The 13793-nt window shown below is 51.1% G+C and carries 9 protein-coding genes; all 9 read right to left on the reverse strand.

The window, feature by feature from the left end:
• Positions 1-53: 53 nt before the first annotated feature.
• Positions 54-1424, reverse strand: a complete 1371-nt coding sequence (locus tag PREDE_RS05160; protein ID WP_005844769.1) for a sialidase family protein — start codon at positions 1422-1424, stop codon at positions 54-56.
• Positions 1414-2604 carry an AGE family epimerase/isomerase gene (locus tag PREDE_RS05165; RefSeq protein WP_005844771.1) on the reverse strand — a complete coding sequence of 397 codons (1191 nt, stop codon included), beginning with the start codon at positions 2602-2604 and terminating at the stop codon, positions 1414-1416. Before PREDE_RS05165 ends, PREDE_RS05160 begins: the two co-directional genes overlap by 11 nt.
• Before the next feature lie 3 nt (positions 2605-2607).
• On the reverse strand, positions 2608-3525 hold the full coding sequence (locus tag PREDE_RS05170; protein ID WP_005844773.1) for a dihydrodipicolinate synthase family protein: 918 nt from the start codon (positions 3523-3525) through the stop codon (positions 2608-2610).
• Between the two features lie 77 nt (positions 3526-3602).
• Positions 3603-4844 carry an MFS transporter gene (locus tag PREDE_RS05175; RefSeq protein ID WP_005844775.1) on the reverse strand — a complete coding sequence of 414 codons (1242 nt, stop codon included), beginning with the start codon at positions 4842-4844 and terminating at the stop codon, positions 3603-3605.
• A gap of 12 nt (positions 4845-4856) precedes the next feature.
• On the reverse strand, positions 4857-5942 hold the full coding sequence (locus tag PREDE_RS05180) for a cyclically-permuted mutarotase family protein (protein WP_235777480.1): 1086 nt from the start codon (positions 5940-5942) through the stop codon (positions 4857-4859).
• 157 nt (positions 5943-6099) lie between these two features.
• Positions 6100-6894 carry a creatininase family protein gene (locus PREDE_RS05185; protein WP_005844778.1) on the reverse strand — a complete coding sequence of 265 codons (795 nt, stop codon included), beginning with the start codon at positions 6892-6894 and terminating at the stop codon, positions 6100-6102.
• Between the two features lie 145 nt (positions 6895-7039).
• Positions 7040-10477, reverse strand: a complete 3438-nt coding sequence (locus PREDE_RS05190; RefSeq protein ID WP_235777481.1) for a glycoside hydrolase family 2 TIM barrel-domain containing protein — start codon at positions 10475-10477, stop codon at positions 7040-7042.
• A gap of 258 nt (positions 10478-10735) precedes the next feature.
• Positions 10736-11380 (reverse strand): RICIN domain-containing protein, encoded by a 645-nt coding sequence (locus PREDE_RS05195; protein WP_005844782.1) that lies wholly within the window; start codon positions 11378-11380, stop codon positions 10736-10738.
• 179 nt (positions 11381-11559) lie between these two features.
• A complete protein-coding gene (locus PREDE_RS05200; protein ID WP_005844784.1) occupies positions 11560-13569 on the reverse strand; it encodes a SusD/RagB family nutrient-binding outer membrane lipoprotein in 2010 nt (669 codons plus the stop codon).
• Positions 13570-13793: the final 224 nt, after the last annotated feature.

Below are 13793 nucleotides of genomic sequence, written 5' to 3' on the forward strand. Positions count from 1 at the left end.
GGAAATCCCCACCCAAAATTCACGTTCTTGAGATCAGGATAAAATTGGTTTCATCATGTCGGCCGGCATGGCTGCGTATCGTCGTAGTGGTATTGGTTGCCCGTAATCTCGTCCAACGAGAGGCGCTGGAACACAATATCGTAGCCGTCGTTATGAGAATTCTTTTCATATAGCAGCCCTATGTATCCGTCATCCATTAGCACCATCGTGGAATAGCATGCCGTAGCATCAGTGATTTTCAACCCTTTAACCCATCCGGCAGCAAGCCGACTGGGCGTGGCATAATCCGTGCGATTGGTCACAACCTTATAATAGAACCCCATGGTACGACGCTCGGGGCTCTGCGGAACAGACTGAAGCAGCAGACATATCGGCCGGCCGGTTGACGTTTGTCGGGCAGACACTACCATGATGCCTCCGTTTACTGCATTGATGCTGTCGCGTGTCATGTTGCTTGGCATCACCTCCTCACCCCATGTGCCGGCGGCTGTCTTCGGGTCGGTATAGGTATATACATTAAACCGGCGGCCCCCGTCTTTATCACGACAACTTAACAACACACTGCCATCCGGCAATTCCTCCACTTTTGATTCATCCTGCGCTATGGAAGCCGGCGCAGCCGTTCCGCCCAACACCCGCCAAGTCTTGCCGAAGTCGTCCGAATAAATAACAAAAGTGCCCATACGTTTGTCGAAGCTATCGAGTCTCACTGGGTGGGCAATGTAGAGCCTATAGTGCGAACCGGCCTTGACATATCGGCTCTGCATAATCTTTCCCGAAGTAAGAAACAGTCCATGCGCCGACTGCCCCCCAGGCAGGGTTCCCTCATAGAGGTTCCAAATGTCGTCGGTACGTAGTTCTCCCGGCCCCCAAGTATGGCCCCCGTCATTACTGCGGAAGAACACACAGTCCTGACGCCGACCACGTGTCGACCGGTTCTCTCCCCAATATCCTATCTTCCCCGCCACGCATCCCATAAGGATCTGGTCGCTTTCCCGGTCGGCCACGATGCAGGGATCGCCAAAAGCGGCATGCCAGTCATCTGCCAACTCGTTGCCTTCAGCTACAGTCTTGACAGCTCCCCACGTCCTGCCATTATCCGTACTCATGCGCATCACCTCATTGATTTGCCACAATCCGTTGCGATTGTTAATACCGATATCCGACTTACTGATGCGATAATCGCACACTGCTATCAGCCGGCCGTCGCGGGTGTAGGCCAAAGCTGGAATACGGTAGGGAACCTCACTGTGCACATTGTCGAAAACGACAACTTCCTTATCGGTCGTCTGCGCTGTTGTACCAATAGGAAAACCTACAAGCAATACGAAAGCAAGCTGCACGGGCGTAACTCTTAAGCCTTTGATTCTTCTGCAAAAATTATTTCTCATCAACATCTGGGATAAGGGAATACTATTCTTCATGTTTTTTAAAAATATCGTTGCAAAGCATATAACCTTTAATCAACATGCGTGGAATATGGAACGGCCCCTTAAAAAGATTGCCCTTGGCCGTCTGTGCCACCGTCCCGTCCCGGTGCAGGTATCCATACCATTCACCATATTCCGGGTCGGGGAAATGGGCATAAGCCCAGTCGCTCACCTGTTTGTGACGCAGGAGATGACGCTCGTCGTCAGTAGCAAGATAGGCATACAGACAGGCGATGACCGTCTCCGTCTGTGGCCACCAGAATTTCATGTCCTGCGAATAATCCTGTGGTGGGAAGTTTCGACAGTCGCGGAAATTGATAATTCCGCCATACTCCTTATCCCATCCCCATTCCCACGACCAATCAAGAATGGTCAGTGCAAGGTCGGTGAGCTTCTCATCCCAAGCCCGATGGCGTGCTTCCTCAAGGATAAACCATGAAGTCTCAATACAGTGCCCGGGATTGATGACACGCCCGTTGCAGGTATCGATAAACTCACCTCGGGGACCAACCGTTTCGAGTACAGCCTTGAATTCGGGATGTACGAAGTAACGCTGCAGTGCCTGTATCGACTTTTCTATTTGTTGATCGAGCATTGAATCCTGCAGGGCAGCACGAAGCCGTGAGGCCGTGTTGATAAGAATCATCGTAAGCGAATGCCCTTGGCACTCCATGTCAGGAAGATACTTGGGTTGTAGAAGACCCGGAGTGTCTTTATAGTGCAGGATCAGCCGAAACATATCCAATGCGCGCTGTGCATACGACTCGTCGCCCGAGGCGATGGCATACTCTGACATAGCAATAGCTGCAAAACACTCGGAGAACAGATACCGGCGCATACGCAGCGGCTTGCCGTCAGCAGTCACCTCAAAATACATGCGGCCATGCTCGTCGCAGCAATGCTGAATGATAAAGTCTATACAACTTCTTGATGCCTCCAGCCACTCCTGCCGCCTCTCAATATTGTTATAGGCGAAAGCGACAATAAAACCAAAACGTCCTTGGAACCATACCGACTTGGTGCCATCCATCAGTCTTCCCTCACGGTCGAGACAGGTATAGACACCCCCGTTCTCGCGGTCAAGACCATGATTGAGCCAAAAGGGCATGATATTGTCGGTCAAGTCTTTGCGATAGACCTCTGCCCAATTTCTTAAATATTTCTTAACATCCATAGTTCAGAACCGATTGCAACGTTCAAAGAAACCTATCTTCTCCAGTTCACGACACATGGCTACTTCCTCATCATCAGTCATGTTGCGGAACGGTACGCGGTTGGGGCCAAGGTCGAAGCCCATGAGTTTCATGATGCGTTTCCCCCCTACGATGTTTCCACGATAACGGCAGATTACATTAATGACCTCCTGGGAGAAGTTCTGCTTCTCTCGGGCCGTCTCCACATCTCCACGTTTCCATGCTTCGATTATGCCCACAAGCTCACGCCCGTTATAGTTCGTCGTGCCGCCAATACCGCCCTTTGCACCTCCCTGTGCCAGGCTCGGCAGGATGGTCTCGTCTTGACCGTGAAGCATATCGAACTTACCATTTTTGTACTGACAGCACTGATTGTACTCGTACAGACTCTCATAGGTGTACTTGATGCCGGCAAAATTAGGTATGCGACCGTCAACGGCTTCCAGCAGGGAGATCATAGGGAGGTACGCTCCGTTGAAAGCGGGGATATGGTAATAGTAGAACGGGAGTTCAGGAGCAGCGGCAGCAATGACCTCGCAGTATCTCACGAGTTCCTCTACCCTTCCGATTTTTGGGAAAGGAGGGGCCATGGCCCCGATTCCCCATGCACCAATTTGCTGTGCATGCCGGGCCAATTTCTCGCTCTCTCGCAGACAGCAACTGCCCACATGCACAATAACCTTGAAACCTGCAGAAGCCGCCACGGCCCATTTCTCTGCCAACAGCATGCGCTCTTCGGTGGTAAGCATATAACCTTCTCCGGAAGAACCATTGATGAACACCCCTTTCAGTCCGTTCTTCACCAGCATGGACGCATAAGCCTCAATAGGTTGCAGATTAACGTCACCATTCGGATGGAATGGAGTAAAGGGGGCATCAATCAGCCCAATGATTTTCTCCATAGTTGTTTGCGTTTATATTTTTTTGTTTATGATTCCTTGAACTTGCCGCCGGACGAGCTTCTGCTGCCGGCTACAAATCATTCCATATCGTCCGTCTTCGGTCGAAGGCAGGAGAGTTGCAAGACGAGAGCCAGCACCACCACGCCGCCCAGAATGGCGAAACCCAGTCCAAGATTACCGCCGTCTGTCCATTTGCCCAATACCTGTGTCACTGCAGCACCGGCGAACACACCGGTCATGTTCATGATGCCATAGGCAGTGCTGCGGTATTTCGACGAGATTAACTGGCACAAGATGGGCATATTGTTGGCATCGAAGATGCCATAGCCCACCCCGAAGCAGAGACCGGCCCCCACGACAGCCACGAGGCTATGGCCGAAACCGAGCAGTATCAAGGCGGGTACCGTGAGTCCCAGGCCTATGGCACTGGTATAGATGCGGCCACGCAGGTTACGTTGTACCCAGCGATCGGACACTACACCACCCAAGAGTACGCCCACGAACGACGAGACGGCAATGGTGATAGTGGAGATGGGACCTGCACTCGACATAGGAATTCCCAAGCTATCGGCAAAAAGTGTCGGCAGCCAGTTTTTTGTGGCCCAGCCAGGAAGACTCGGCACAGCGAAATAGAACAGGATAACCCAAAACGCCCACGTGGACAGTACCACGGAAAGCCCTCGGAACGGGTTGCCCCGCTTCGTCACCATTGCCCCGGATTGAGCTTGGGCATGGTTGTGCTTGGGGTTCTCCTTGAGAAGTACCATGAGCACCAGCGAGTAGACGATGCCGACGATGCCGAACCCATGAAAAGCGGAGTGCCACGAGAAGAGGGCCGCCACTGTGGCTCCAAAGCCGCCGATGGCCTGGCCCACGTAGAGGCCAGTCATGTGCACACCGATGGCCAGCGAGCGGGACTTGCCTTCGTGCCAGTCGGCGATAAGCGAAAGGGCCGAGGGGATATAGAGAGCCTCACTGACCCCCATGAACGCGCGCAGCCAATAGAGTTGTTGGAAATTCTGGGCATAGCCCATGAGATACGTCACCGTCGACCACACAAAGATACTGCCCACCACGAGCCATTTACGACTCACTCTATCGGCCACAATGCCGGCAAAGGGGCTCACAATGCCGTAGACCCAAAGAAATACGGCCATCAGCGCGCCGAACGCCTCGGCACGGTTCAGCTCGGCAATGTCTGCTTTCATAGCCTCTTGCATGGTCGAGAGCATCTGCCGATCCATATAGTTCAGCAGGGCCACAAACCATAGCAGCCCCACTAATATCCAAGGATAAGATTTATTTTCAAGTTTAAACATAGTGAGGTGAAATTAGAACTTAGAACCCAATGCTTGCTGATTCCTGAGCCGATATATCTTGCTTGTTCTCACTCTCGGCTTCAACTCGCCGCCTATCACGTATATGCCGTGTGACGTTTGTGCCAAAGCCACTCCGGCACGGGCCGTTGACTGACTTTTGGCAACAGTCTTCCAATGCCCTCCATTATATAATAAGGTATAGGGATTGAAGCGGTACCATGCTACAGGATGAGACAGATAGTCGGGCTGTGGATGATTCAAGGCATCGAGGAAAACTTCTTTGTTCACGCCTCCCATCACCAGCAAGCTGTCTTCCCCCACGTTGGCGGCAATGCCACCCCCCACGAAAAGGGGCTCGTTCCAATTGTCTGCAGGTCCATCCACTACCGTCCACTCGCCGCTACCCTCGTCGTAGACACATCCGTCCATCGCCAGTTCGGCCGGGCGCCCATCCGCTGCAGGGGCAAATCCTCCGAAGAGGCACAGTCGGCCCTTGCCCATACTGCCCGCCACGGGCTGCACCCGTGCGATGCCAGGAAAAGGAGTAACTTCTTCCCATCCTCTCACCACGTTATCCATATCAAGACGGAACACCCGGCAGGATGCCTTGCCGTTTGTAAAACCTCCTGCTACATACAGTTTGCGGCCCACCAAGGCTCCGGCCATGTTGTCCATTGCGCAAGGTAGTGACGGCAGTTTTCTCACGTGCACCTTTCCCTCCATGAGTTCAATGCGACAGACATCTTTCAAGCTGCCTTTCGCATTGATACCACCGGCTACGACCAGCCCACCGTCGCACGCCACAGCCACGCCATAGGCCATTTCCTGGGGCAGCACCCCCGCTTTCGTCCAGTCCAGCCGGTCGGTGCCACTGGCTTTGGCCACGTAGATGCCTTTATAAAACCGTTTCTTGCTGTCGGGATCCAGCGTGTTCTCGGGGAAATTACAGCCACCGGCCATCACCACCCATCCATCCACACCTCCGGCGTAACATGCCGAGACACCTAGTTCTATCCCTGCTTCCCCGTTAGGGAAGCCAATCACCGGTTGTAGATGGCAGGTTTGTCCAGACAGTCCGCTCAATCCAATAAGAGTCATCGCCATTGTCAGTATATTCCGCATTTGTTCAGATAGGAATTAGATCGAAGCGCAAAGGTCCTGTTGCTTTTCCATAGATGTCATTCCGTTTAGGTTATACAACATATTGAACACACGTAACATGAAAAAAGTACGTACTGCCCCCCTTTCTTCCTAATTATCCCCATGGATCGTAGAGGTCGGTAACAGTGTCCACCTTGGCGAAGTCGTTAAGAAACTGGGCGTAGCCGGAGGCCACAGCCTCGGCAAACCTACGTCCTTTCTCTGCGGTGGCGAGTGAGGGGTTGCCAATGCCTGTATCGCGCGAAACCATATTCCAGTGTCGCGGCAGCCACACCTTTCCCGTGCGCAGAGCCTCAGACGCGAACCCCCGGTTAGTTCCCTCTCCAGCTTCGTCAAGCCTCACCAATTCGGGATGATAGTACATCATCACCGAGGTCTCCAATTCGTCGGCATGGTCCTCGGGCGCATCGAAATAATCTGTGGCCCGTGCCTGACGAAACCACTCGCTCATAGCCAACAGCATATCGGGATAGTCCGCGGTGAGGTCACGTATCATGTTCTTGAAGTTGTTGCCGCCATGTCCATTCACGATCAGCATTCGGCGGAACCCCTGCCTGTGCAGCGAATCCACGATGTCAGTAAGGATGGCACGCTGCGTGTCATATCGTGCGTGCACACAGAAAGGCAGTTCACGCTGTCCGGGGTTCTGCGCACCCATTGTCACAGGGGGCATCACCATCGACAGTACGCCATACTGTTCTCGGGCCAGCCGTGCAGCATCCACTGCAATGTCATGTGCCAGAATGCAGTCGGTCATGTAGGGCAAGTGCAGATTGTGAGGCTCCGTGGCACCCCAAGGCAGCAACACCACCTCATAATTGCGTTCTTTCGTCATGCCATACGGAGCGATGGACAAATCAAGCTCACGGATATTCTTTTTGTCGGTCATCAGTCAATTATAAATATCAATTAAAAGAAAAATCCTTAGAAACAGTAACAACTCCAATCTTTTCGGGGCCTCTTGGGGCAAGGCACAAGCTAAGGAATCAACCAGCACGTGCAATGTCACGAATAATTATGGCAATATTAGGAGACTACTTTGTCAGACTTGGCGTCAGACGCAGGGTATAGGTGTAAGAGCCGGATGTGGGGCATACATACTCCGGAAGGCAGATATCTCCACCGCACGAGTTGTTACCCAGTCCGCGCTGCATATAGTCGAAGTGTGCGTATATCTGCGGCTGGCGCACCATATCCGTCCAATGTAGCTTTGTGCTCCACATGCGGTCACCATTGTAGCACCATCGTGTCTCGTCATAGTGGGACAGCGAGAAAGATACTTGACCGCCAGAAACAATCCTCAGAGCCACGCCGTCAGTGCTGTTGGTGAGCGTGAGGTCACGCATGTCCTGACGGTCGCCATAGGTCTGCGGATGGGTCAGTTCCTCCACCATATCATCGACAGTAGTGACATAACGTCCCAAGAATGATCCCGTCTTACGGTCAGTGTAATTGCTCCACGGGCCGCGGGCATAGTATTCCACATTCTCAAATCCTTTTGCAAACTGTACGCCGAGACCAATCCTGCGGTTGCCGCCAGTGGGCGTAAAAGTCACTTTCATGTCCACGGTGGCATCGCCGTAGAAAGTATAGGCAATGATATAGTTGCAGTTGGGGGAACGGCCTTCTACGACCATCGTGGCCGTACTGCCGTTTTTGGTCGGTGGTGAGGTGACTATGACAGTGGAGCTGTTGGCATACGGCAAGCCGGTAACTTGCCCGTTGCGGTCGTTCTCAATGTCACGGTAGTTGTTAAAATCAAAGCCCTGCTGCATAATCTGTTTGCCGGCATAAGTCCACGAGTTAATTTTTCCTCCCGCAAAGACTATGCTGAAAGTCTGACCATCTGCCGTCATACCTGTCACCGTCTGACCGGAGACACTGATTGTACCCCGGCTGCTGTATGCCTTGAGTTCCGGCCTTTCGGTAATCTTGAACTGTTCGTATGCCACAGCATATCCAGCCATGCCCCACGACTGGGCGGTTTTGAGTGTCAGTGAGAGCACGATGAGATACTCAGCACCGTCGGTTGTTTCAGTGGTATATGGTACCTGTACCGTGCCTGTGCCCTCAGGAGCCACACCGGGCATAGGCACCGCCCCACGTTCCACTACACTGCCGTCGCGCAGCACTTCATAGGCGAGATTGTAATCGGAGAGGTTAACGAAGCTGTTCTTATTGCGTATCGTGGCTGTTTTGTTCTCAAACTTCTCAAATACGGCATTCTGGTACACTTTGCGCACCTCAGTAAGTTTGCCCGTCCATGCACGGTCGGGGGTTATAATGCCGTTGTCCATAAAGTTACCCTGAAAGCCGATATCGGCATTTACAGTATTATAATCATAGCCCGCTGTCCAGTAATGGAAACCCCTTGAATCTGTTTTCTCACTTTGCTTCAGCCGCACGGGATCATAGATGGCCTGATCCACCCAATCCCATATACACGCGCCGATGATGCCCGTGGAGTTCTCTATAACATCCCAATATTCCTTGAAGTTGCCAAGCGCCTGCCCCATGGCGTGGGCATACTCGCAGATGAAGTATGGTTTGCCGGCATAGCCTCCCTTTCGGGCTGTCACATCACTGACCGTAGGATACATGCTGGAAGAAATATCGGCGATGGCATTGTTACCTTCATAGTGTATCATGCGGTCATCAAGTTTTCTCACTTCCGCTATGGCAGCCATGAGATTCGATGCGCCGCCACTCTCATTGCCCATTGACCAGAAGATAATACTCGGGTGATTACGGTCGCGCAACACCATGCGCACTTCGCGGTCGGTAATGGCAGCACTCCACGAAGCATTGGAAGCCAGACTCTGGTTGTAATGGCACTCCATATCGGCCTCGTCCATGCAATATAGTCCGTAGTAGTCGAACATGGCATACATCTTCGGTTGGCGCGGATAGTGGCTGGTGCGCACGGTGTTGACATTAGCCTGCTTCATCAGCGTCACATCCTTGAGCATCGTAGCTACATCAATGGCACGACCGTACTCAGGATGTGTGTCCTGTGTATTGACACCCTTGAAAAATATGCGCTTACCGTTGATGTAGACGAGGTTACCGCTCTTGGTAATCTTACGGAACCCGTATTTGGTGGAGAATACCATCTCCTCGCTGCCGCCTTCGGTTTGGCTAACAGTGACGGTGTAGAGATTCGGAGTTTCGGCCGTCCACGGCTTGAGTTGGGCGAGGGAAGAAAGCATCACGCTGAGTTTCTGCGTGTCCGTACCGCTGTAATAGGTCGTGCCACTGGCTACGGTAGCACCATCGGGGTCGAGCAACTTCACTGTAAAAGTTTTCGCTGCGGAAATGCTGTCGCGGTTGTCGACGGTTAACTCCACGATCATGGAGCCGGAAGTGGCATCAGCGGTGAGGTCGGCGGTGATGCGATGGTCGCGAACGAACACCTTCGGCGTGGCCACGAGGTACACATCACGGTGTATACCGGAGAGATGCCACATATCCTGTCCTTCGAGATAAGAGCCATCGCTCCAGCGATAGACACGCACGGATAGCTGGTTGTCACCCCGCCGTACAAGTTCTGTAATATCAAACTCTGCATCATTATTGGAACCTTGTGAGTAACCGGCATACTGTCCATTGACCCATACCACGGCGGCACTGTACACACCATCGAAATGGATGAACACACGCTTGTCGGTCCACCCATCGGGCAACCGGAACATTCGGCGATAGAAGCCAATGGCATTGTCATCAACGACACCGTTACCACTGATGCCGGTCATGGCACGCGGCGGTGTATTGTAAAACGGGTATCCGACATTAGTATATACCGGCTTACCGTAGCCCGCCATCTCCCACGACAATGGTACACGGATGGTATCCCACGACTCATCATCGTACTTGTCTGCGAAGAAGTCGCTTTCGCCCGGACCGCTGGAAGTTCCGGCAATATACTTGAACTTCCACACACCATTGAGGTCGATGGTCTGTGCTTTCTCCGGTGTAAGCCATGGACGGTCATAGTGGGCATCGGCCTTCATTTCTGCCTCTGTAGTATAAGGGATAAACGTGGCATGACCTACCTCTTTTTTATGTTGGAAAAACGTCTGATCACTGATAAAACCCACGGAAAAGTCGGCGGGATTCGGCTTAGATTGCGGAGCCGTATAGGGTATGAGACTCACATCCTTGTAAGTAGCCCACGAACGTGTATTGCCCTCTGTGCTACCTATCTCTATGTGATTCATGGAACTAATCAGCTGGCAGACAGTTGCACCAGCATAGCTCTCGCCATTGACAATGAGACCATCCCTGTTGAACTCCACGGTGAGATCGGTGGAGGGCAGAATAATGTCTGTGCGCACGACATTGCCCTGCCCAGCTATGAGCACGTCTATCTGGAGCGACTGCGAGGAACGAGTATAGTAAAGGTGTACATGTGTGCCGTTCCACTGCGATATGTTGCTGCCAAAAGACAATATGTCCTCCAACTGCCTGTCCATACGACACGTACTCAAATCGATGACGGCTCGGAGGGCATGCTGGGAAAAGTCTATATCGGTAGTGGTGGAGAATGGCTGGCCATCGGGAACGTAGTTCTTCCACAGACTCTTAATGTTGTCTGCACCAAAAACGACGTTTGGAATAAAAAGCCCCAACAATATGATAAGGGGCAAAAGGGTTTTACGGGTGTTGGCTATCATTGTGGGAAGCAAATGTTTTTATTTTCTTAGATAACACAATTCGGCACTTAAAGAGGATCAATATTTAGCAGTCTTTTTACCATCAACAATATATATACCCGAGGGGAGATTGGCAAGCCCCCCCACTTTCTCAGAGCATTTGATACCGGAAACGGTATACACACCTTCTTGAGAATGAAAAGCAGGCATTGTCGGCTGTGTCGTCACGCCGCCCATATCCGTCGTTACCTCTGTGACAAGTCTCCACTGCGCCGGCGCATAGTCGCCGGGCTTAACGGGCGAGAGCATTAAAGAGAGAGAATCTGTGACGTCGTCTTTGGAAAAAGCGAGAAAGTGGAAGCTGGCTGATTCCCTCTGACGGTTTGCCAGCAGATAGACACCCTCCTTTCCCTCAACAGGCTCAAGCAGCCAGTCTTGATACTGTCCGCTACCATCGGTAGAAATCGGCATATGAATAGAGCCACCGACAGTGCCGGAGGTTGAGGAGACCGTATAAAAACCGTCTGCGGAGACTTTGAAAGTAAAAGGAGAGGAAACTGTGGACAGCACCAAGCTACCTTTTGTGACAGAGAGGTACATACCGTTGGCTACATTGCATATATAATATGTCTTGGCTATTGCAAAAGACGAAGCAGCAGTCTCGGCATGGGCTGCCACAAGACAGCACGCCAGCATAAATGTCAATATCACAGGGTTCTTCATAGATTGTCAGTAGAATTCGGTGTCACACCAATCGCAAGAAGATAATATACTGTAAAATATCCGATGATGCTTATTCCGTACATCCCGCGACAGCATGTGGAGAAAAAGCAACTAAAAGATTGTCTCTGAGCGAGGTAGTATCTTTCTCAGAGACAATCTTGCATGTATGGTGTAAGCGATTACTTCGTCATGAACTTCTGGGTCTGAGTACCAAGGGCACCAGTAGTCTTGATGATGTACAGGCCTCTAGGCATAGACTGTGTAGACACGTTGCCGGGATTGGCAATTGTCTTGACGATACGGCCTGTGGTATCGTAAATATCTACCTTGTTTACGCCCTCAAATACGAGGTTTCCGTTGATCATCTCCACAGACTGACGGTCACTATTGACTGTATTGATGCCAGTGGGGAAATTTCCAGCGGTGGTGTCCCACCACAAGCGTGTAGCCATCTGATCTGCTCCACCGAGGTTGGGAATACCCGTGTTGTTGATATCATCAATCGTCGACGGATCTGTCGAATTCCATGGGATACGACGAATCTGATCTCCCTCGTGTAAACTTCCGTCTCCATCGGCAGTGTTAATAACCGGGAATACCTTGGGATAACCTGTGCGGCGCATATCCAGCCACGGTTCGGTGGGATTGGGATATGCAGCGATATACTTCTGCGTGATAATCATTTCGAGTTTGGTCTCAACGGGGAGGTTGTCATCCCACGCCACGCCGATTTTTGTCACACTTGGCATGTCTGGGGTATTGCCCGTGGGATCAACATATGTATAATCTTTTGCAGCTGACTGGCTCATGTATTCGTCAACATAATTCTTATACTCATCTTCATCCACATACGCTGGGTCAGAGATGGCTGCATTCCGCACTCCCTTCTCATAGAAGTCTTTTGCCGTACCACGGACATCCCATCCACGTAGTGCGGCCTCAGCAAGGTTGAAGTATTGCTCTGACAGCTTCATGAAGAACATCGGAGGATTCTGTTGTCCGAAAAATTCAGCTTTTACCTTACTCATAGCTACATAAGAGTTGCTGGCTACAGCCTGGCCTATGCCGCCACTTGTGCCATTGCGCATACCGATAAGACGATCTTCAGGACCTGTAGATTGAGGAGCTGACCCTTGGGTACCTACCTTAAGGATGGGATCGCTGTTTTTGTCGAACATATACTTTGCAAACGGGTGGTCGAGACTCTCAAGGATGCTGACAAAAGACGCGCCAAGAACGTTGTCGTGCCATGATGTCTGTATCTCGACAACTGGGTGTGTGGCTCCGTTAAGCCCTACCAGCACCTGCTCCTGAGGCTTGTCGGCCATCAGCCCCCCGTTGGCAGGGTCAGCAGCCTCTTCTGCCCACTTCTGTGCACTGACTGGATCAACCTTGGAGATATGTATGGCATAGCGTAGCTTTAAGGCATTGGCAAAATGTATCCACTGGTTGAGGTTATTGTGGTAGTCGCCATTCGGAATGAGGTCACAGCTACTTTTGATGACATTGTGGAGCACCGTTTTGTATGCAGGAGTGCGATTGCCCTCATAATACCGCAGACAGGCAATAATTTTGTCAATGTTGGCAACTGCAGTATAATAAATATCACTCTGCTTATTGTAGGTGAAAGGATTCGAAGACTTGTTCTTTTTAAAATCCTTGTAAGGTAACGGGCCGAACATATCTGAGTTTTCCACAGCTCCATAGTCATAGAAGAGAAGACAAATGGCCTTGAACTCAGGAAGGTTGTTAAAACGACTGTCAACCATCAGTGGTACAACGGTTGTACGGTAATCGGTAAAAAGGCCACCACCTCCGCCCATAGCCTTATTGACAGAATAGGTCGATGGTATTTCAAGACCCGGACTGTAAGGATAGTCCCTATGGGTGACGCAGGAATACTGAGTATAGTTCTCGAGGCTCAGCGAGTATTTGACTTGATAGGAGTGGGTGGCAATCTGCCGAGCATCCTTGGATCCGCGAAGATACCAGAAACCGGCTCTGGCCGTAGCAAGTTGTTGGCTAAGGTCGCCCATGGCCTGTCGTGCCTCGGCATCAGTTATCGTGCGTTGGTAGTTAAGCTCGTCGGCCTCAGTGTCATTGAGCAAGGTGGTCTGGGCAGAGAGTCCCAAGGAGAACAAGGCTGCACCAGCCACTAATAAGGCTCGGGGTGATGTAAAAATGTTCATAGCTTTTTTAATGAGGTTATCAGAATGTTGTTGATTATAATAATTGGTACAAATTTAAGAAATTATTTTTATAAGGCAATGATGAATTGCTTAAAAAAACAAAAACTTTTCTCTTGGTATATATGTCACTTGTTTTAAATATCCTACTAAAAGTGGCAGGAAAGAAAATTTATTTCTATTCCTCCTGCCACTTTTAGTGAGATATAGAGCATACTTACAGTAAT

Source organism: Prevotella dentalis DSM 3688 (assembly GCF_000242335.1).
Classification (GTDB): domain Bacteria; phylum Bacteroidota; class Bacteroidia; order Bacteroidales; family Bacteroidaceae; genus Prevotella; species Prevotella seregens.

Coding starts and splice junctions, on each gene's coding strand:
- PREDE_RS05160 (WP_005844769.1), bottom strand. CDS start 1,424: ATGAAGAATAGTATTCCCTTATCCCAGATGTTGATGAGAAATAATTTT.
- PREDE_RS05165 (WP_005844771.1), bottom strand. CDS start 2,604: ATGGATGTTAAGAAATATTTAAGAAATTGGGCAGAGGTCTATCGCAAA.
- PREDE_RS05170 (WP_005844773.1), bottom strand. CDS start 3,525: ATGGAGAAAATCATTGGGCTGATTGATGCCCCCTTTACTCCATTCCAT.
- PREDE_RS05175 (WP_005844775.1), bottom strand. CDS start 4,844: ATGTTTAAACTTGAAAATAAATCTTATCCTTGGATATTAGTGGGGCTG.
- PREDE_RS05180 (WP_235777480.1), bottom strand. CDS start 5,942: ATGACTCTTATTGGATTGAGCGGACTGTCTGGACAAACCTGCCATCTA.
- PREDE_RS05185 (WP_005844778.1), bottom strand. CDS start 6,894: ATGACCGACAAAAAGAATATCCGTGAGCTTGATTTGTCCATCGCTCCG.
- PREDE_RS05190 (WP_235777481.1), bottom strand. CDS start 10,477: ATGGACAGGCAGTTGGAGGACATATTGTCTTTTGGCAGCAACATATCG.
- PREDE_RS05195 (WP_005844782.1), bottom strand. CDS start 11,380: ATGAAGAACCCTGTGATATTGACATTTATGCTGGCGTGCTGTCTTGTG.
- PREDE_RS05200 (WP_005844784.1), bottom strand. CDS start 13,569: ATGAACATTTTTACATCACCCCGAGCCTTATTAGTGGCTGGTGCAGCC.